Consider the following 18,596-nt stretch of genomic DNA (forward strand, 5'->3'; position numbering starts at 1 on the left):
CACTGGCTTCAGCTATTGCCTAGGAAGTAGCGTCCAAAGGATTCTTTACCCAGCTCATGAGATCGCGCAGCTTGGTGCCGGTCTTTTCGATCTCGTGCTGTGCAAATTCCTCGCGCAGGTCTTCCAGTTCCTTGTTGCCGCCTTCGACGTTGGCGAGCAGCCGCTTGGTGAAGGTGCCGTCCTGGATATCGGACAGGACATCCTTCATGCGCTGCTTGGTATCAGCGTTGATGATGCGCGGGCCGGAGATGTAGCCACCGAACTCGGCGGTATCAGAAACCGAGTAGTTCATGTTGGCAATGCCGCCCTCGAACATCAGGTCCACGATGAGCTTCATCTCGTGCAGGACCTCGAAATAAGCCATCTCTGGCTCGTAGCCGGCCTCGGTGAGGACCTCAAAGCCATTGCGGATGAGGAACTCGACGCCACCACACAGGACGGCCTGCTCACCAAAGAGGTCGGTGACCGTCTCTGCCTCGAAGGTGGTGGGGATAACGCCGGCGCGGGCGCCACCGATCGCAGCGGCATAGGACAAGGTCAGGTCATGGCCCTCGTTCTTCGGGTCCTGCTCGGTGGCAATCAAGCAAGGAACGCCCTTGCCGTCAACGAACTGGCGGCGGACCAAGTGGCCCGGACCCTTTGGCGCGACCATACCGACGGTGACGGACGCAGCCGGCTCAATCAGCTTGAAGTGGATATTCAGTCCGTGACCGAATAGCAGTGCATTGCCGTCTTCCAGGTTCGGGGCAATGTGCTCTTCAAAGATCTCCTTCTGGGAGGTATCCGGCGCCAAGAGCATAACGACGTCGGCCCACTTGGATGCCTCCGCGACGGACTTGACTTCGAAGCCAGCCTCTTCCGCCTTGGCTGCGGACTTAGAGCCCTCGCGCAGACCGATAACAACCTCAACGCCGGAATCGCGCAGGTTCTGGGAGTGGGCGTGACCCTGGGAGCCGTAGCCGATAACAGCTACCTTGCGGCCCTGGATGATCGACAGGTCAGCATCGTCGTCGTAGTAGGTATCAATAGCCATTTCAAATCCTCAATTCTTTGGTAGGAGAAGCTGTAATGAAGCGTCCTAACGCAGAGTATATACCACTGCGCGGGACAATGTGTTCACATCGTGAGATTTTATTTACTTTTTGGGAGCTGTCGCCTTCGGGCCGCGCCCCAAGGCTACGTGGCCCGATTGCACGAGTTCACGAATCCCGAAAGGCTCGAGAACTTCAAGCAGCGCCGCGAGCTTGCCCGGCGTACCGGTAGCCTCCACGACGACCGATTCCTTTGCCACGTCCACCACGCGGGCGCGGAAGATATTTACCGCATCCACCACCTGCGCGCGGTTGGAATTATCGGCCGATACCTTCACCAGCATGATGGCGCGAGCAACGGTGGAATCTTCTTTAAGTTCCACGACCTTGATAACCGGAATGAGCTTATTGAGCTGTTTTGTTACCTGCTCAATGATCACCTCAGAGGCATCCACAACGATGGTCAGCCGGTTAATTCCGGGGGTTTCCGTGTGCGCGGAGACCAAGGACACCAGGCTGTAGCCACGGCGGCTAAACATTCCCACCACGCGGGCGATGATGCTTTCTACATCCTCAACTAATACCGATAAGGTATGCCGAGTTACCTCGTTTTGCGTCATGGTTTATGCCTCCTGGATGGTTTCGTCAATCTCAGCCGGGGTTTCCGCGGCGGATTCAGCTTCATCAAAAAGCGGGCGCAGGCCGCGGGCGTATTGGATTTCCTCATTGGAGGCACCTCCACCGATCATCGGCCACACCTGCGCATCTTGGCCGACGATGAAGTCAATGACAACTGGCTTATCGTTAATTGCCTGCGCGCGCTTAATGGCCGGAACGACTTCTTCTTCGCTCGTGACCCGGATGGCTTCACAACCGAGTGCCTCGGCCAAACGGACGAAGTCCGGGGTGAAGGCGTTTTCTTCGCGCAGCTTGGTGTGCGAATAGTGCTGGTCATAAAACAGCGTCTGCCATTGCCGGACCATTCCAAGGTTTCCGTTATTAATGACGGCAACCTTAAACGGGAAGCCTTCCACGGCGGCGGTGGTAAGTTCCTGGTTGGTCATTTGGAAGCAGCCATCACCATCGATGGCCCAGACTTCCTTTTCTGGACGCGCTGCCTTTGCACCCAAGGCAGCGGGAACGGCATAGCCCATGGTTCCAGCACCACCGGAGTTGATCCACGAACGCGGGTGTTCAAAATCCAAGAACTGCGCGGACCACATCTGGTGCTGGCCCACGCCCGCACAGTAGATAGCTTCCGGCCCCACGGTCTCACTGAGCTTTTCCAAGACGAATTGCGGGTTCAGCAGGCCATCATCGGTGGGCTCATAACCGCGCGGGAAACGCTGCTGCATGCCGCGCAGGTAATCATGCCACTGTTTCACCTCGGCGGCCGGCTGTACATCCTTCTTGCGGTACTCCTTACTCAACGCGGTCAAGCACTTTTTGGCATCGCCGACGATGGGGACCGTAACTTCCCGGATCTTGCCAATCTCAGCTGGGTCAATATCGGCGTGGACGACCTTCGCCTTGGGTGCGAATGTTGAGGTATCGCCGGTCACGCGATCATCGAAGCGGGCACCGATGGCAATGATGAGATCGGCGCGCTGCATCGCCGCGACGGCCGGGACCGTGCCGTGCATGCCCGGCATTCCCAGGTGCAGCGGGTGGGAGTCCGGAAAGGTCCCCAGCGCCATCAAGGTGGTAACCACAGGGATATTCGTGAGTTCCGCAAACTCCAGCAACTCTTGGGAGGCATTAGCTTTAACGACTCCGCCGCCGACGTAGAGCACGGGCTTTTCCGCTTGCGACATCAATTCCACGGCCTGGGCCACCTGCCGGTGGTGTGGCTTGGTGACTGGCTTGTATCCCTGCAGGTCAAGCGTTTCCGGGAAGCGATAATCTACAAAGCCGTTTTGCACGTCCTTCGGGATATCCACGAGCACCGGACCGGGGCGGCCGGTGGAAGCCAAGTGGAAGGCAGCCGAAATTGCAGAAGGGATCTCGGCGGGATCCGTCACGATGTAGTTGTGCTTGGTAATGGGCATGGTGACACCGCGGATATCGGCCTCTTGGAAGGCATCGGTGCCCAAAAGGTTGCTGCCCACCTGGCCGGTGATGGCGACGATGGGAACGGAGTCCAGGTTGGCATCGGCAAGCGCGGTAACCAGGTTGGTCGCACCAGGACCGGAGGTAGCGATGCACACGCCCACCTTTCCGGAAGCCTGCGCATAGCCCTCGGCGGCGTGGCCGGCGCCTTGTTCATGGCGGGTTAGCACATGGCGAAGCTTCGTTGAACCATGCAGTGCATCGTAGAGCGGAAGCACGGCACCGCCGGGAATACCGAATACGAGATCGGTGCCCAGATCTTCCAGCGTGCGGACAATAGCATGAGCCCCACTCATTCGCTCCGCAGACGCAGCAGAAGTTGCAGCGGCCGCGGAAGCAGGCGTGGGCGAGGATGTCGTTACCACGGTGTATGTGCTCCTTGGGTTGGTCTGTCATGGAAACTGATCATCGAAAACGCCCTAGTTACAACTAAAGCCCCCGCGGGCCGGTGGTCTGCGGGGGCGAAAGCGTCGACGTTCAGGAAACGCCGCGGTCACCGCCGCGCTCGCACCACCTGAAGTCGAATAATGATCATATTTCCAACTATATACCGATAGAATTATATCTGGAAGCAGTTACCCCCTTTTGGGAAAACTTTCTCATACGTTGAAACACGGCGAAAAAATGGTTCGCTTCCCCACCGCATGGTCAATTAGGCTGGCACACTATGACCCCACCAGCACAGGACAAACAACCTCGTCAGTCCACCACCCAGGCAGAGGTCTTCACCCCTTCCCGCGACCACATCTTGGGCATTTTAATTTTGTCCACGATCGCCTTATTGAGCATTGGATGGGCGCCCAAATACCTAGGGTGGTTGCTCATTATCCCCGTTATCGGCCTCTGGTGGGTCATCAAGGCCCGCACGCGGGTCTCTGAGAAAGGCATCTCCATTTCTTATGCATTCCGGAAAAACGTTTCCATCGCATGGGATGATTTCGCCGGAATTGGCTTCCAGCGCGCCCGGGCCTTCGCGCAGACTAAAAATGGTGCGAAACATAACCTGCCTGGCGTAACCTTCAACTCACTGCCCCGCTTGGCACAAGCATCCCGCGGGCGCATTCCCGATGCCCTCACCCAGGGCCGCGAGGCAGCCGACGACAAGGTCGTCATCGTGCACCGCGACGGGCAGCAGATCCTCTTAAGTAAAGAGGAATACGCTGCATACCTAGAAAAGCACCCCGAGCTTAAGGATTCGGCAGAAAACTAAATCTACTTTCTCCCCTATTTGACCAATCTATAAGGAATAGTGACTTAATCCATGTTCCCACTGCGCTCTAAAGTAACTACCGCCGGACGCCAAGCCTCCGGGGCGCGTGCCTTGTGGCGCGCTACCGGCACCAAGGAAAACGACTTTGGCAAGCCCATCGTCGCCATCGCCAACTCTTATACGCAATTCGTCCCCGGCCACGTGCACCTGAAAAACGTCGGGGATATCGTCGCCGACGCCGTTCGCGAAGCCGGTGGCGTACCCAAGGAGTTCAATACCATTGCCGTGGATGACGGCATTGCCATGGGCCACAGCGACATGCTGTACTCTTTGCCCTCGCGCGAAATCATCTCCGATTCCATCGAATACATGGCCAATGCGCATACTGCCGATGCCCTCGTATGCATCTCCAACTGCGATAAGATCACTCCGGGCATGCTCAATGCCGCAATGCGGTTGAACATCCCCACAATCTTTGTCTCGGGCGGACCTATGGAAGCCGGCAAGGCCGTCGTGGTCGATGGCGTTGCCCATGCACCGACTGACCTGATTACCGCTATCACCGCGTCCGCGAATGATAGCGTTTCCGATTCTGGCCTGGCCCAGGTGGAAGAATCAGCCTGCCCCACCTGCGGTTCCTGTTCCGGCATGTTTACCGCCAACTCCATGAACTGCTTGACTGAGGCGCTCGGTTTGGCGCTTCCGGGCAACGGCACCACGCTGGCCACCCACAGCGCGCGACGTGACCTCTTTGAAAAGGCCGGCTCCACCATCGTGGATATGTGCCGGCGCTACTACGGCGAAGAAGACGAGTCCGTCCTGCCGCGCAATATCGCCACCAAGGAAGCCTTCACCAATGCCATGGCCCTCGATATGGCCATGGGCGGATCCACCAACACCATCCTGCACACCCTTGCCGCAGCGCAGGAGGGCGAAGTGGACTTCACGCTGGATGATATTAATGACATTTCCTACCGCGTCCCCTGCCTGTCCAAGGTCGCGCCCAACGGCACCTACCACATCGAGGATGTGCACCGCGCCGGCGGCATTCCGGCTATCTTGGGCGAGCTGCGCCGCGCGGGCCACCTCAATCTCAAGGTGCACACCGCCCTCTATGACAATGCGGAGCAGTGGCTCGATGATTGGGATATCCGCAACCCTCGCGTGACGGATCAGGCCCGCGAGCTCTACTACGCCGCTCCAGGCGGCGTGCGCACCACGGAGCCTTTCTCCCAGTCCAACCGGTGGGATGAACTGGATACCGACGCAGTCAATGGCTGCATTCACGATGCTGACCACGCCTTTTCTTCCGACGGCGGACTGGTGGTCCTGCGCGGCAACTTGGCGCCGGACGGGGCCATCGTCAAGGCCGCCGGCGTTGAAGAAGAACTGTGGACCTTCTCTGGCCCAGCCCGCGTGGTGGAATCCCAAGAGCAAGCCGTGTCCATCATCTTGAATAAAGAAGTCCAACCTGGCGATGTGGTCGTCATTCGCTACGAGGGCCCGTCCGGTGGCCCCGGCATGCAGGAAATGCTCCACCCGACGTCCTTCCTCAAGGGCGCCGGACTGGGCAAGGCCTGCGCCTTGATTACCGACGGCCGCTTCTCCGGCGGCACCTCCGGCCTCTCCATTGGCCACATTTCTCCTGAGGCCGCCCACCAGGGACTCATCGGGCTCATCGAGAACGGCGATACCATTTCCATCAATATCCACGAACGCGAGCTCACACTCGACGTGGACGAAGATGTTCTGGAGCGCCGCCGCGCCGCGCAAGAACAACGCGAAAAGCCGTGGACGCCGGTGGACCGCAACCGCCCGATTACCAAGGCTCTGCGCGCCTATGCCGCGATGGCGACCTCCGCGGATCGCGGCGCGGTGCGCGTGGTAGACGGCTTTGTGAACTAGCACAATTGACTGCTAAATCGCTGTGACTCCGGTGGGGTGCGACCTCCGTATCAGAAAATCCTATAACTTGTACTGCGATGAAACTCGCTCGTATCCCGTTATTCCGATATATCGTGGCCCTGCTGGGGTTCCTTTTCGGCGCCTGGAAGGTCGTTGAAGACACCCGCATCACAGACTTCCCCATCGATATGGTGGTCTACCGCGAGGGAGTCAAGGCCTTTCTCGAGCACCGCTCCGTCTATAGCGCGCCGATGCCCGCCGGCGATATTCAGCTGCCCTTCATTTATCCGCCCTTTGGCGCCTTAGCGATGGTGCCGTTGACGGCCTTTGACGCCATCGACCACACCCTGGCCGACAATATCATGGTTATCCTTTCGGATCTATTTGTGCTCGTGTGCCTCTACTTCGTTTTCAGGGCGGTGCTCAAAAAGCCAGAATTCCTCTTGCCCGTAACCGCCGTTACCTGGGCCATTGTCTTGCACTTTGAGCCGGTCGACCTCAATAACAACTATGCCCAAATCAATATAGTGGTCATGGCGCTTGTTATCTTCGACCTCGTTCCGCGCAAGCGATTCCTGCCGCAGGGAATCCTCGTCGGCGTGGCGGCCGCCATCAAGATAACCCCTCTGGCGATGCTGCTCTACTTCCTTGTGCGCAAGGAATGGAAGCAGATTGCCACCGCGCTGCTCTCCGCCGTAGTGGCCACGCTTCTTGCTGCAGCCTTCCGCTGGGACCCGTTCGTTGAGTTTTTTAGCTTCAAACTCCTCGAAATGGGCTCCGGCAGCGACTTCGGCGTGGGAACCGAGTATCAGTCAAATAGCTCCATCAAAGGCGCCATTCAGCGCGTGTACCCATCCGCTGAATCCATGGAAGCGAATGGCCTGACGATCGGCCTCGCGTGGCTCGCGGCCTCCGTTATCGTCGTCGTCCTTGCGGCCTGGCTCATTAAGCGCTTGTGCAGGGAGCATTTGCTTGTCGATGCCCAATTGGTCACCGCCCTCACCGTCCTGCTCATCTCCCCTGTATCTTGGTCCCATCACTGGGTCTGGCTCACGCTCGTTATTCCGGTGTTCATCTACCGCGCGTGGAGCTGGCTTTCTACCGGATGGGCTGCCCGCAGCCTCTTGGCCGTCCTCATCGCCTGGTCAGTCCTGCTATTGACCGTTCCGCCGAAGTGGTGGTGGGGCGATCAAGTCGATGTCCATGCCATGAATCACGTCCAAAAGTTCTGGGTGGATGACTTTGTCTGGCTTACCGTGCTTACCGTCGCGCTGTACGCGGCCGCGTTCTGTGCGGCCCAGCGTGCTCACGCCACAAGCAACGCTACTCCTGCTCCGCTAGCGACTTAAGCGCGGCGAGGTGGGCATCGAATGCGGACTTGCCGGTAGCAGTGAGCATCACCCACACGGTGTCCTTATCGCGGGAAGATCCGTACTCGCGGAATCGGCTGACATAGCCTTCCTTTTCCAAGGCGGTTAATTGTTTGGATAAGGTGGCGGCCGATTGCCCCACCTCTTCCCGCAGCGCCGCGAAGCGCATTTCGCGGCGCACCGTCCCTTCAACCGCACCCCGCGCGTTCAAAACTGCGCAGATTTTGAAGCGATTGAGCGGATAGATAACGGGATCAATATCACTGAGCACTACGGCCCTCTCCTTGCCGCGCTGCAAGGTCCAAGGCACGAGATTGCAGCACCCACACCATTGCCACTGCCCACAAGACCACGAAGATAACCATTGCCCACGTGTGCTCACGCAGCATGTTCGTAATAAACATCGGGATAAGGATTATTGCCATCCCCGCATAGTATTTCTTATCGGCCTTGGGCTGGGTATACGGATCCTGGCGATAGCTGGTCCGCACCTTATTTTGGTAATGAAGCAGCGCCCACACAATGAATCCTATAAGGACAAAGTAGAAAATGAGAAACGCGACGGGGTGCATGACCTCCGCGAATACGGTCATTCCCACGTAGAACGCTGCCAAAGCGATCACTAGGAGGATATTTTGCACAAGCCGCTTACGCTCAGCGCCTTGATCCTGCAGGCTGTCATTAAATTCAAGCGACTTCTTTAGCTCATCTTCCATCTTCTACCACCATCTCCAAAATCCAGATTCCATACTTTCCTTTATGGCAATTCTTTCACTTTCCAAAGTGAAAAGCAAGGGTGGAAAGAAAATCCCCACCGCATTGACTGCGGCGGGGATCCACTCAAGCGGTAGCGAATAACAGGCTAAGCGATGGGGTTTACGGCCGCGCCAAAGAACCACACGGCAACCAAGATGGCGATACCAACCACCACAAAGACCCACGACGTACCCAGTGGGCGCCGCGCCCAAGAGCGGCCAAAGTCCAAGGAAATGAAACCAGGACCGGTAAATTGCAGGCCAATCGCGATAACGAAAAGCACCAGGGATAGCCATACCGAGTCCGGCCAATCAAAGACCTGCAGACCAGCACCCGATTCCGCCAGCTCGTGCAAGGCGGTGAAACCGGTAACGACCAAGCCGAGCATGGCCGCAAGCGGGCTAATCAGGCCCAAAAGGAGGAACGCGCCCGCGATGAGCTGAACGGTTGGTACAGCAAGGGCAAACGAATCGGCCCAAGCGTACTGGGAGTAATCGCTTTCCAAGCCGGAGACACCTGTGTCATCGCCCAGCGAGAAGAACGTGGCCACGCCAGCGATGATGAGGTAGGCGCTCATAGCCAAGCGGACGAAGAAGAGGCCAAAATCAATGGTGCCGCGGCGGCCATAGCGCTTGTAGCCTTCCCTGTCCTCTTGCTCCTGCTGCAGCTGACGCTCTTGTTCCGCCTGCTCCTCTGGGGTCAGGGCAGCATCTTCATCCGCGAAGCCTTCGGTCTGCGCCGGTGCTGCGGGATCCAATACCGCGGTATCCTCACCCGTGGATTGTTGGCTCCCCTGCTGTGCAGCCCCATTGGCATCAGGATTGGGCATAACTTCCGTTTCCGCTGCCTCTTTCTTGCGCGGCCGAATTTCTTGCGGTTCGGCGCGCCCTGCGCGCGCAAAGACATCGGGGTTATCCCGTTGCACAGAATCGTAGGCAGGGACGTTGAGATCCTCGTCTAAGGGATTAGCTTTATCCGGTTGCTGCTTATCGCTCATAAGACCAATTTAAGACACTTGCCTGCAGTTTTGCGGTACCGTTAACGGCGCGCCGCAATTGTTCCCCGCACCTCCCTTCCCCTGACTTGCAACTTGTTGTAACATCAACATTGTCATGTAGTTGACATATAAACATTAATTGCCAGCGGGACACTTCCCCGCCTTATTAATCCACCAAAATTGGGAGTGAATCGATGACTTCACACGACTCCGATTGGGCAGGAGATGCCCGCAATGCTTCACCAGACGGCGAGTTTATTCGCGATACCACCTATATCGAAGACCGCATTTCACCTGCGGTATCCGAGGTAACCTCACAAGACGATGGCACTTTTTATTGGCCGATGGAGGCTGGCCGCTACCGCTTAGTCGCCGCCCGCGCGTGCCCGTGGGCGCACCGCGCGGTCATCGCCCGCCGCTTATTAGGTTTAGAAGATTCCATTTCCCTAGCCCTCGCCGGGCCCGTGCACGATGCGCGGTCCTGGACATTCGATTTAGATGAGGGCGAGGTAGATCCGGTTTTGGGCTACAAGCGCCTGCAGGAAGCCTACTTCGAGCGCTTTCCGGACTATCCCCGCGGGATTACCGTGCCAGCCTTGGTAGAAGAATCTACGGGCCGGGTGGTGACCAATGATTATCCCTCTATGGTGCGCGATTTTATTGAGCAGTGGACGGACTTCCAGGCAGGAGGCGCCCCCGATCTCTTCCCAGAGCAGCACCGCGAGGAAATGGAAGAACTCAATGAGTACATCTTCCACGGCATTAATAATGGCGTGTACCGCTGCGGTTTTGCCGGTTCGCAAGAAGCCTACGAAGAGGCCTATGACCAGCTGTGGGAGGCGCTCGATTGGGCCGAGGAGCGCCTGGGCACCCAGCGCTATATGGTCGGCGATCACATTACCGAGACCGATATCCGCCTATTTGCCACCCTCATACGCTTCGACCCGGTGTATTACTCGCACTTCAAGTGCTCGCGCCACAAGATTCAGGAACTGCCCAACCTGCGCGGCTACCTGCAAGAACTATTCCAGCTACCGGGTTTTGGTGATACCACCGATTTCACTGAGATAAAGCAGCACTACTTTGCCACGCACACCGAGATCAACCCCACCCGCATCGTCCCGGTAGGACCGGATATGTCCTGGTTAGCAGAGCCGCACGACCGCGATCGCTTTGGCGGCCAGCCCTTTGCCCCTGGCGTGCAACTGCCAGGTCCCATTCCCTCCGGCGAGGAAGTAAAGAATCCAGAAGACTTCCAGCTTAAGCTCTTCCCAGCGCCGCAGCCGCGTTAATCACAGACCGTGTCAGATCGCTTAAGACCTCGGATTCTAGGCGCCAGCGCTGCCAGTAGAGGTCAATGTCGAGCTGGTGGTCATCGAGAAGCAGCAGCTCTTGCGATTCTACCAGCGGCTGGGCCTGGGCCTGCGGCAAAAGTCCCCATCCCAGGCCCACGCGCACGGCCTCCAGGTAGCCTTCCGAAGAGGGAATCTGCGAAACCCGCGCGCGCACGACGTGGGAGTCAATAAAGCGCTCCCGCATAGCATCATCGAGCACCTGGTCATTAGGACCATAGCCCACCAGCGGCATCGTCTCCCAGGTAAACCGCCCTGAATGAAAGCCCTCCGCGATATGCCGGGCGGCAACGGCGAAATAGCGCATGGTCCCCAAGAACGTGGAATCGCACCCGGATACCGGCGAATGCTCCCTCGTTACCGCACCCAAGACATCGCCGCGCCGCAGCATAGCTAGGGTGCGCGCCTCATCCTCGATGCGGATGCGCAGCGCAACGTCGCCCCGCTGCGCGGTATCGCTTAACACTTGCGTAAACCATGTAGCCAGCGAATCGGAGTTGATGGCCACCGACAGGGGCACGCGCGCTAGGCGCTGGCCCAACCGGGCATCGGTTTCCGCCTGCACCAACGCCATACGCCGGGCTGCTTGCACCAAGATCTCCCCGGCCTCCGTCGCCCCCACCGGATTCGCTCTCCGTACTAAAACGCGACCGGTGCTCGCCTCCAATGCCTTGATGCGCTGGCTTACCGCAGACGGAGAAATTCCCAGGACCGAAGCGGCAACCTCAAAGCTCCCTTCTTCCACGATGGCCAGCAAGGTTTCCAAATGTACGGGGTTCATGAAGCTATTCTAAACCATATGAAGATGGATTAACTGGACTTATTTACGGCTTGGACTCACACTAGAGGCATGTCCATCGTGCTAGCTGGTTTTGTGCTTGGTTTATCCCTCATTGTGGCCGTCGGCCCCCAAAATGCGATGCTGTTGAAATACGGCATCCGCCGCGATCACATCGGGCTCATCATCGTGGTGTGCGCGCTTTCCGATGTCATCCTTATCACCTCCGGCACCGCCGGTGTCGGCTACTTGGTGGAGCGCTTTCCCACTGCGCTTGAGGTACTTAAGTACATCGGCGCGGCCTACCTCGCGTTTTTTACCTTCACTTGCTTCCGCGATGCCTTCAAAACCAAGGGCGAGGCCATCGACGTGGAATCCACTTCTCCCAATGCCACCGAGGAAGTTGCGACCTTTGACGGCGACGGGGACTCCTCGGGTGGGGCTGGCACCGGCCATGGCTCTGTAGCCACCGCTACCACCACCCAGCGCCAAGAGATAAAGCGCTCGCCCTCTTGGGTCAAGCCGCTCCTTACCGCGCTCGCACTGACCTGGCTCAATCCTGGCGCCTATGTCGATGTTTTGGTCATGCTCGGGGGCATCGCCAACCAGTATGGCAACCCTGGACGGTGGCTTTTCGCCGGCGGCGCCATCGCCGCCAGCTTTACCTGGTTCCCCGTCATTGGCTTTGGCGCAGCCCGCTTCTCCCACGTCCTCTCCCGCCCCGAGGTATGGCGCTGGATTAACGTTGGCATCGGCGTCATCATGATTGGCCTGACCCTCAAACTCCTCCTGCTTTAATCCCCGGCCCAAGCGGTTTAGGGGCATCGGCAAGCACAAGGCATAGAAAATCCCTCCCCGGGAAATCCTGGGGAGGGATCCTTACTGCTCTAAGGCGAGATTACTTCTGGGAATTTTCCGCATCGGAAGGCTCATCGTCTTCCTCTGGGTCACCGATAGCACCGGTTTCTTCTATCCACTGTTCAATCTCTTCCGGCGAGCGGTCGTGCTCTACGCCTTCGCGCTCGACGTAGTAAGTGTGATCGTCCTGGTTTTCCTTCTCAAATTCTTCCTTATCAAAGTCCACGTCGTCATCACCGTCGAGCTTCTCCGTCACCTCGGTCACGAGCTCTTCATAGAGGGCCTCGCTATCCATATTGGAATCCTCGAGGTGTTGGCCAATCTCATCGTCGTAACGCTCTGCGTCATAATCCTTATTCGGATTCAGCTTGAGGTGCATCAGCGAACGCACGCGCTCGCGGCGCAGTGCCTCGTCCTGAATCTTGGACTGGCTGCGGAACCACGCGAATACCAAGACGGCCACCATCGCAATGCCCATGTAGCCAATGACCGGGTAGACGTACTGCATCAAGGTCTTGAAGCCGAAGAAGGAGACGCCGAAACCTGCGAGACAGCCTGCGACAAAGATAACGCGGAACTTGGCCTCGTTACCTGCGGAGAGGCGCTTACCCAATGCGTAGAACATACCAATGGCGGTATTGAAAATCATCAGGTAAATAATGATGGCCATGATTGCGCCCAAGACGGGGTTGACGCTATCGACCAAGGACAGCATCGGGATATCGGAGCCCTCGATCTCCTGGGCGTTCATCAGCAGCGAGAAGCCTGCCAGGCCCATCATGACGGAGTAGACGATGCCGCCTACGACGCCGCCCCAACCGGCCTCACGGGGGCTAATGTTATCGCCGCCGATAACCAGCGACATCGAAACCGCCAGCATCAAAGCTAGGCCGTTGTAGTTCAGTGCGGAGACCAACCAGTTGCCAATCGGGGTATCGATTTGGCTGGAGGCTTCCATTGCCGCGCCGATATCATCCGGCATATTGAACATGGTGTAGATGGCCACACCAATGACGGCGATGATGATGGACGGGGTGAGCATACCGATGACCTTGGACACCTTATCGACGTCCATCATGCCGACGGCAATCACGAGCCCCAACATCAGCGTCGAGCCGATCCAAGCTTGCCAGCCAAATTGCTGCTCCATATTGGAACCGGCACCGGCCAGCATCACGAAGCCGATGGCAAAGAGCGTGATGATAACGGCGACGTCCAATAGTTTGGACACGATAGGGTGGGTGACTTTGCGGAAAACCGTGTTGTGCTCCGTGGCGTGGAAATAGCTGCCCAATTGCAAGAACACGGTGCCCGCCAGCGTCATAATGGCCGCTGCGACCACGATGCCGGCAATACCCCAGGTGCCGAAGGCGGTGAAATATTGCACGACCTCTTGGCCCGTAGCAAAGCCTGCGCCTACCAGCAGGCCCACGAAGGACATGGCCATGGCGAGAATATTTTTATAAGACACAGTTGCCTAACTTTTGTAGCGGATAATTTTCACACACCAGTGCGCGCGTCCCAAGCCCCCTCCTTATCCCCCCGACACGTGCGGGGAGGCGCGGCGCAGGAGTGTGCTCCTGTGCACATGGTACGTAAGCTAATAACGAAATCCTACTTGCACGTGCGTGAAATACAATACATCATCTTTTGGTGATGAAGTAGCTTACATACTTAATTCGCGAAAGTTTCCGTATCGATGACGAAACGGAACTTCACATCGCCGGCGACAACCCGCTCATAGGCTGCGTCAACGTCATCAACGCCCACCTTTTCGATGACCGCGCCGATGCCGTGTTCTGCACAAAAGTCCAGCATCTCTTGGGTTTCGGCAATGCCGCCAATATTGTTTCCGGTCAATACCTTGCCGCCACCGACGAGGTTGCCCATCGTGATTCCCAGTTCCTCTGGGGACAGGCCGACCACGGACATGATTCCCCGCGGCTTCAACAGCTGCAGGTAGTCATTGAGGGAATAGGAGGCGGAAATGGTAGACAAAATCAGATCGAACTCGCCCTTGTGGTTGGCAAAGAAATCGGGGTCCTCACCCGTTGCCAGCACCCGCTTCGCGCCGAGCTCATAGGCTTCTTGTTCCTTGCGCAGGGACCGGGAAATGACGGTGACCTCAGCCCCCTTGGCGGCGGCGATCTGCACGCCCATGTGGCCCAATCCGCCAAGGCCAACGATGGCTACCTTATCGCCCTCCTTGACCTGCCACCGGGCCAAGGGCGAGTAGGTGGTAATACCAGCGCACAAGAGCGGGGCGGCGACATCAAAGTCGAGGCCTTCTGGAATCGTCAACACAAAATTCTCATTGACCACGACCTTTTGCGCATAGCCACCCTGGGTAATGGTTCCATCAACGTCTTCAGAGTTATAGGTTCCCACCGAGCCGTTCAGGCAGTTTTGCTCTTGCCCATTGCGGCACTGCTCGCAGACCCCGCAGGAATTGACCAAGCAGCCCACACCCACGCGGTCGCCCGCCTTAAACTTGGTGACCTTGTCCCCCACTGCTTCCACCACGCCGGCGATCTCGTGACCCACCGTCAGCGGGAAGTGGGCCTCGCCCCACTCATTGCGAATGGTGTGAATATCCGAGTGGCAAATTCCGGCCGCCTTGATATCGATGACGACGTCATCCTCGCGCGGATCGCGCCGTTCGATTTCTACGGTGCGAAAGGGTGCATCTGGGCTCGTTTTTTGCAGAACTTTAGATTTAATTGGCATGTCACATAGTCTACGCTTTACCGCCCTGACCTGCCCAAATGAAAATTATGGTCAATTTAAAACCGAAAAAGCCAGCCTCCGACCCCTTTAGGACCGGGGACGAAGACTGGCTCGATCAGTGGCGTATTAGCTCAACTTCTCCGCGATCAGCTTATTAACCTGACCCGGATCCGCCTTGCCCTGCGTCGCCTTCATCACGGCACCGACGATCGCGCCGGTGACCTTCTTATTGCCGGCGCGGTACTTCTCCACGATGTCCGGGTTGGCGGCCAAGGCATCATCCACAGCCTTTTCGATGGCACCGTCATCGCGCACGACCTCGAGGCCGCGCTTGGCGACGACCTCGTCAACGTCGCCCTCGCCCGCCAGCACGCCATCGACGGCTTGGCGCGCTAGCTTGGTGGTCAGTTTGCCTTCCTTGACCAAGGCGATGACGCGGGCAATGTGGGCTGGGGTGATATCCAGTTCGGCCAGGGTCTTGTCCTGCTCATTGGCCTTACCTGCAAGATAAGACACCCACCAGGAACGAGCCTCGTCCGGCTTCGCGCCGGCTTCGACCGTCTCCACGATGAGGTCCAGCGCGCCCGCGTTGACTAGGTCGCGCATCTCTTCGTCCTTAATGCCCCATTCCTTTTGGATGCGGGCGCGGCGGACCCACGGCAGCTCCGGAAGGGTTGCGCGCAGCTCTTCTACCCACTCGCGCGGGGCGATAACCGGCGGCAAATCCGGGTCGTTGAAGTAGCGGTAGTCCTCCGCGGTCTCCTTCGGGCGGCCCTTGGAGGTAGATCCGTCGGTTTCTTGGTAGTGGCGGGTCTCCTGCTCGATACTGCCGCCTTCTTCCAAGACCTGTGCCTGGCGCTGCATCTCAAAGCGCACCGCTTGTTCAACCGAGCGCATGGAGTTGATGTTCTTCGTCTCGGTACGGGTACCGAATTCTTCTTGGCCGATTGGGCGCAAGGAAAGGTTGGAGTCCACGCGCATGGAACCTTGGTCCATGCGGGCATCGGAAACGCCCAATGCTGCAACGAGCTCGCGCAGCGCCGAGACATAGGCCTTAGCCACCTCGGGGGCGCGCTCGCCGGCACCGATGATGGGCTTGGTAACGATCTCAATAAGCGGAATGCCCGCGCGGTTGCAGTCCACCAGGGATGCGGTGGCGCCGTGAATGCGGCCATCGGCGCCACCCAGGTGGGTCAGCTTACCGGTGTCTTCTTCCATGTGGGCGCGCTCGATTTCCACGCGCCATTCCGTGCCGTCCTCCAGCACGACGTCGAGGTAGCCGTCATAGGCAATCGGCTCATCGTACTGGGAAATCTGGTAGTTCTTTGGCTGGTCCGGGTAGAAGTAATTCTTGCGGGCAAAGCGCGAGGATTCGGCGATGGAGCAATTAAGCGCCAGTCCAATCTTGATTGCACCCTCCACACCCTTGGAATTAACCACGGGAAGAGCCCCGGGAAGGCCCAGCGATACCGGATCGGTATTGGAGTTAGGGGCTGCGCTGAAGTTCGTGGCGGAGGTGGAAAACATCTTGGTTTCCGTATCCAGCTCCACGTGGACTTCCATGCCCATTACCGGTTCATACTTGTCGAGGACCTCGTCGAAGTCCATCAGGTCATACATCGCAGCAGTCATGCGTGCCATCTTAATACGTCCGTGCACTCTCGCGCGCTAGCCCCTAGGGTGACTGTCATGACGACTCCACATACCGTAGACACGTCGCTTGTCGATGCCCCACTCATCAACATCGCGGTCTTTTCCACCGCCCCTACTACCGATGAGATCAAAGACGCCGTCAGCGGCATCTTTTCTGCGCGCGTCGGCGAAATCACTCCCGGCAAGAACCCAGGCAGCCTTGTAGTTCCTATCGATGGCGCGTTTCTCTTGCATTACCAGACCATTGATTCTGCACCCACCCCAGATAGTTACGGCCTCCACCCCATTTTGAGCGCCGATGCCTGCGACCTCAACACTGCGGGATCCCAGGTGCTCGTCTCGGTCCTTCCTGATAACAAGGAACACGACCTTTCCCATCAATTTCGCGAGCCGCGCCGCGAGCACCTCGATCTGCTGTCCCAGGCGACGTCCGCCGTAGCCCAGCACCCCAATTGCCTCATCATCCACAACCCGCGCGGGAACGTCTCCATCTCCCCGGCGATGTTTAATGACGCCGTGCGCAATAACCTCGCACCCATGCACATTGCACCGGTGTGGATTACCCAATCGGGCGGCGAGCTCCGCGGCTACTCCATGGGCCTAGTCCAAGCGGGTCACCCGGAAATCCAGGCACGCACCAGCTCGATGGATCCCACGGACCTCTATTACAAGCTGGCAAATATCGCCGACCACATCCTGCAAGGCGCCACCGTCAAAGGCGGCGATACCTTAGCCTTCGAGGAAGGCCAACCCCCGCTCACCATTACGGAAGAGCCCTGGTTCGTAGACCAGGACTTCCCCGCTGTCACCATTAATTTTTAGCTGACTGCACCCTTGCGGGCATCGCTAAAGCGGCACAGCGCTGCCAAAATCGCGCCGGACAGGTTGTGCCACACGGAAAAGACGGCGCCGGGCAAGGCGGCCAGTGGGCTCATGTAGGAAGAGGCAAGGCTGGTAGCTAGCCCGGAATTTTGCATTCCCACCTCCACGGCCATGGTGCGGCGCACCGGAACCGGCTGGCGGGTAAAAAGGCCCGCGAGATAGCCCAGCCCATAGCCGCACGCATTGTGAATAACCACGGCGGCAAAGACCAGCGCACCGGCGGTGGCTATATTGTCCTGCGCGCCGCCGACCACGATGCACACGATCAAGGCAATCGCGGTAACGGAAATCCACGGCAAAGCCGCCTGAATCTTTGCCACGAGCCGGGGAAGCAGCATGCCGATGACGATGCCCGCGATGACCGGAACGAGGACCACCTTCACGATGGACCACGCCATCGATGCCGCGGAGACCGGCATGTATTCGCCCGCCAACCACAAGGTCAATAGCGGGGTGAGGATGGGCGCCAAAAGCGTAGAGATAGAGGTCATGGTCACTGAAAGCGCGACATCGCCGCGCGCTAAGTAGGACACCACGTTAGAGCTCGTGCCGCCCGGGGCGCAGCCGACCAAAATCACGCCAGCCGCAACCGCCTCTGGCAGATCCATTACTGCCACCACGGCGAGCGCGATAAGCGGCATAATGACGAACTGCGCCACCACGCCGAGCACCACCGGGAGCGGCCGGCGCGCCACGAGTGCAAAATCTACGGGCTTGAGGGTAAGCCCCATGCCGAACATGACGATGCCCAGCAACGGCGTTACCTGTGGGGCAAAGGATGCCGCGGTGCCAGGGGCGATATAGCCAATAATGCCGCCGATGATTACGAGTATGGGAAAACCCAGCGCCGCGATGAGCGCTTGCCGTTCTTCCTGTTTTTCTGTAGCGCTATCGGTACTCATATACAAAAGAGTACCCTCCCACCATGTGAGAGGACGATCTTAATATTCGAGACGACGGGGAGCTAA

Annotated in this window: 17 protein-coding genes; 6 read left to right on the plus strand and 11 right to left on the minus strand. The window is 58.2% G+C overall.

Annotation, left to right across the window (positions count from 1 at the left end; genetic code table 11):
* Positions 1-19: 19 nt before the first annotated feature.
* The 3 genes from ilvC to ABRP93_RS02305 form a co-directional block, all read right to left on the minus strand.
* Positions 20-1,033 carry a ketol-acid reductoisomerase gene (ilvC, locus tag ABRP93_RS02295; protein ID WP_349886739.1) on the minus strand — a complete coding sequence of 338 codons (1,014 nt, stop codon included), beginning with the start codon at positions 1,031-1,033 and terminating at the stop codon, positions 20-22.
* A 102-nt stretch (positions 1,034-1,135) separates the two neighbouring features.
* Complete coding sequence (gene ilvN, locus ABRP93_RS02300) at positions 1,136-1,651, minus strand: acetolactate synthase small subunit (protein WP_023026400.1); 516 nt, start codon at positions 1,649-1,651, stop codon at positions 1,136-1,138.
* Positions 1,652-1,654: 3 nt separating this feature from the next.
* On the minus strand, positions 1,655-3,505 hold the full coding sequence (locus tag ABRP93_RS02305) for an acetolactate synthase large subunit (RefSeq protein ID WP_349886740.1): 1,851 nt from the start codon (positions 3,503-3,505) through the stop codon (positions 1,655-1,657).
* Positions 3,506-3,807: 302 nt separating this feature from the next.
* On the opposite strand from ABRP93_RS02305, the gene ABRP93_RS02310 reads away from it, so the two are divergent.
* From ABRP93_RS02310 to ABRP93_RS02320, 3 genes are all read left to right on the plus strand, one after another.
* On the plus strand, positions 3,808-4,350 hold the full coding sequence (locus ABRP93_RS02310) for a PH domain-containing protein (protein WP_284782927.1): 543 nt from the start codon (positions 3,808-3,810) through the stop codon (positions 4,348-4,350).
* A 51-nt stretch (positions 4,351-4,401) separates the two neighbouring features.
* Positions 4,402-6,255, plus strand: coding sequence for a dihydroxy-acid dehydratase (ilvD, locus tag ABRP93_RS02315; protein WP_349886741.1), 1,854 nt, complete (start codon positions 4,402-4,404; stop codon positions 6,253-6,255).
* Positions 6,256-6,332: 77 nt separating this feature from the next.
* Positions 6,333-7,604 (plus strand): glycosyltransferase 87 family protein, encoded by a 1,272-nt coding sequence (locus tag ABRP93_RS02320; protein ID WP_349886742.1) that lies wholly within the window; start codon positions 6,333-6,335, stop codon positions 7,602-7,604.
* Here the strand turns inward: ABRP93_RS02320 and ABRP93_RS02325 are convergent.
* The 3 genes from ABRP93_RS02325 to ABRP93_RS02335 all read right to left on the minus strand — a co-directional run bounded on the left by ABRP93_RS02325 (position 7,579) and on the right by ABRP93_RS02335 (position 9,378).
* Positions 7,579-7,896, minus strand: coding sequence for a transcriptional regulator (locus tag ABRP93_RS02325; RefSeq protein ID WP_023026394.1), 318 nt, complete (start codon positions 7,894-7,896; stop codon positions 7,579-7,581). The two genes, ABRP93_RS02320 and ABRP93_RS02325, sit on opposite strands and share 26 nt — an antisense overlap.
* Positions 7,886-8,341 (minus strand): cb-type cytochrome C oxidase subunit IV, encoded by a 456-nt coding sequence (locus ABRP93_RS02330; protein WP_349863135.1) that lies wholly within the window; start codon positions 8,339-8,341, stop codon positions 7,886-7,888. The genes ABRP93_RS02325 and ABRP93_RS02330 overlap by 11 nt, the downstream gene beginning before the upstream one ends.
* Positions 8,342-8,487: 146 nt before the next feature.
* On the minus strand, positions 8,488-9,378 hold the full coding sequence (locus tag ABRP93_RS02335) for a DoxX family protein (protein ID WP_349886743.1): 891 nt from the start codon (positions 9,376-9,378) through the stop codon (positions 8,488-8,490).
* A gap of 194 nt (positions 9,379-9,572) precedes the next feature.
* Between ABRP93_RS02335 and ABRP93_RS02340 the strand changes: the two genes are divergently transcribed.
* Entirely contained in the window at positions 9,573-10,670 is a 1,098-nt protein-coding gene (locus ABRP93_RS02340) for a glutathione S-transferase family protein (RefSeq protein ID WP_349863138.1), read from the plus strand.
* On the opposite strand, the gene ABRP93_RS02345 is transcribed toward ABRP93_RS02340, so the two are convergent.
* Positions 10,639-11,511 carry an ArgP/LysG family DNA-binding transcriptional regulator gene (locus ABRP93_RS02345; RefSeq protein ID WP_349886745.1) on the minus strand — a complete coding sequence of 291 codons (873 nt, stop codon included), beginning with the start codon at positions 11,509-11,511 and terminating at the stop codon, positions 10,639-10,641. The genes ABRP93_RS02340 and ABRP93_RS02345 overlap by 32 nt on opposite strands.
* A 69-nt stretch (positions 11,512-11,580) precedes the next feature.
* On the opposite strand from ABRP93_RS02345, the gene ABRP93_RS02350 reads away from it, so the two are divergent.
* Positions 11,581-12,306: a LysE/ArgO family amino acid transporter gene (locus ABRP93_RS02350; RefSeq protein WP_349867211.1), complete on the plus strand. Its 726-nt coding sequence runs from the start codon at positions 11,581-11,583 to the stop codon at positions 12,304-12,306.
* A gap of 100 nt (positions 12,307-12,406) precedes the next feature.
* On the opposite strand, the gene ABRP93_RS02355 is transcribed toward ABRP93_RS02350, so the two are convergent.
* The 3 genes from ABRP93_RS02355 to gatB form a co-directional block, all read right to left on the minus strand.
* Entirely contained in the window at positions 12,407-13,837 is a 1,431-nt protein-coding gene (locus ABRP93_RS02355) for a YkvI family membrane protein (protein ID WP_349867208.1), read from the minus strand.
* A gap of 203 nt (positions 13,838-14,040) precedes the next feature.
* Positions 14,041-15,093 carry an NAD(P)-dependent alcohol dehydrogenase gene (locus tag ABRP93_RS02360; protein WP_349886747.1) on the minus strand — a complete coding sequence of 351 codons (1,053 nt, stop codon included), beginning with the start codon at positions 15,091-15,093 and terminating at the stop codon, positions 14,041-14,043.
* Positions 15,094-15,219: 126 nt separating this feature from the next.
* Positions 15,220-16,725 carry an Asp-tRNA(Asn)/Glu-tRNA(Gln) amidotransferase subunit GatB gene (gatB, locus tag ABRP93_RS02365; RefSeq protein ID WP_349886748.1) on the minus strand — a complete coding sequence of 502 codons (1,506 nt, stop codon included), beginning with the start codon at positions 16,723-16,725 and terminating at the stop codon, positions 15,220-15,222.
* 57 nt (positions 16,726-16,782) lie between these two features.
* Between gatB and ABRP93_RS02370 the strand changes: the two genes are divergently transcribed.
* Positions 16,783-17,568 (plus strand): DUF4261 domain-containing protein, encoded by a 786-nt coding sequence (locus ABRP93_RS02370; protein WP_239267707.1) that lies wholly within the window; start codon positions 16,783-16,785, stop codon positions 17,566-17,568.
* Here ABRP93_RS02370 and ABRP93_RS02375 read toward each other — a convergent pair.
* Positions 17,565-18,530: a bile acid:sodium symporter family protein gene (locus ABRP93_RS02375; RefSeq protein WP_239267709.1), complete on the minus strand. Its 966-nt coding sequence runs from the start codon at positions 18,528-18,530 to the stop codon at positions 17,565-17,567. The genes ABRP93_RS02370 and ABRP93_RS02375 overlap by 4 nt on opposite strands.
* Between the last annotated feature and the right edge of the window lie 66 nt (positions 18,531-18,596).

Origin of the sequence: Corynebacterium sp. KPL2850, assembly GCF_040225855.1 — a bacterium.
In the GTDB taxonomy this organism is placed as follows: domain Bacteria; phylum Actinomycetota; class Actinomycetes; order Mycobacteriales; family Mycobacteriaceae; genus Corynebacterium.

Bases quoted from the DNA above. Each gene is read 5' to 3' on its own strand.
- ABRP93_RS02375 (WP_239267709.1), bottom strand. From the start codon at position 18,530: ATGAGTACCGATAGCGCTACAGAAAAACAGGAAGAACGGCAAGCGCTC.
- ABRP93_RS02360 (WP_349886747.1), bottom strand. From the start codon at position 15,093: ATGCCAATTAAATCTAAAGTTCTGCAAAAAACGAGCCCAGATGCACCC.
- ABRP93_RS02350 (WP_349867211.1), top strand. From the start codon at position 11,581: ATGTCCATCGTGCTAGCTGGTTTTGTGCTTGGTTTATCCCTCATTGTG.
- ABRP93_RS02330 (WP_349863135.1), bottom strand. From the start codon at position 8,341: ATGGAAGATGAGCTAAAGAAGTCGCTTGAATTTAATGACAGCCTGCAG.
- ilvC (WP_349886739.1), bottom strand. From the start codon at position 1,033: ATGGCTATTGATACCTACTACGACGACGATGCTGACCTGTCGATCATC.
- ilvN (WP_023026400.1), bottom strand. From the start codon at position 1,651: ATGACGCAAAACGAGGTAACTCGGCATACCTTATCGGTATTAGTTGAG.
- ABRP93_RS02310 (WP_284782927.1), top strand. From the start codon at position 3,808: ATGACCCCACCAGCACAGGACAAACAACCTCGTCAGTCCACCACCCAG.
- ABRP93_RS02335 (WP_349886743.1), bottom strand. From the start codon at position 9,378: ATGAGCGATAAGCAGCAACCGGATAAAGCTAATCCCTTAGACGAGGAT.
- ABRP93_RS02340 (WP_349863138.1), top strand. From the start codon at position 9,573: ATGACTTCACACGACTCCGATTGGGCAGGAGATGCCCGCAATGCTTCA.
- ABRP93_RS02345 (WP_349886745.1), bottom strand. From the start codon at position 11,511: ATGAACCCCGTACATTTGGAAACCTTGCTGGCCATCGTGGAAGAAGGG.
- gatB (WP_349886748.1), bottom strand. From the start codon at position 16,725: ATGACTGCTGCGATGTATGACCTGATGGACTTCGACGAGGTCCTCGAC.
- ilvD (WP_349886741.1), top strand. From the start codon at position 4,402: ATGTTCCCACTGCGCTCTAAAGTAACTACCGCCGGACGCCAAGCCTCC.
- ABRP93_RS02370 (WP_239267707.1), top strand. From the start codon at position 16,783: ATGACGACTCCACATACCGTAGACACGTCGCTTGTCGATGCCCCACTC.
- ABRP93_RS02320 (WP_349886742.1), top strand. From the start codon at position 6,333: ATGAAACTCGCTCGTATCCCGTTATTCCGATATATCGTGGCCCTGCTG.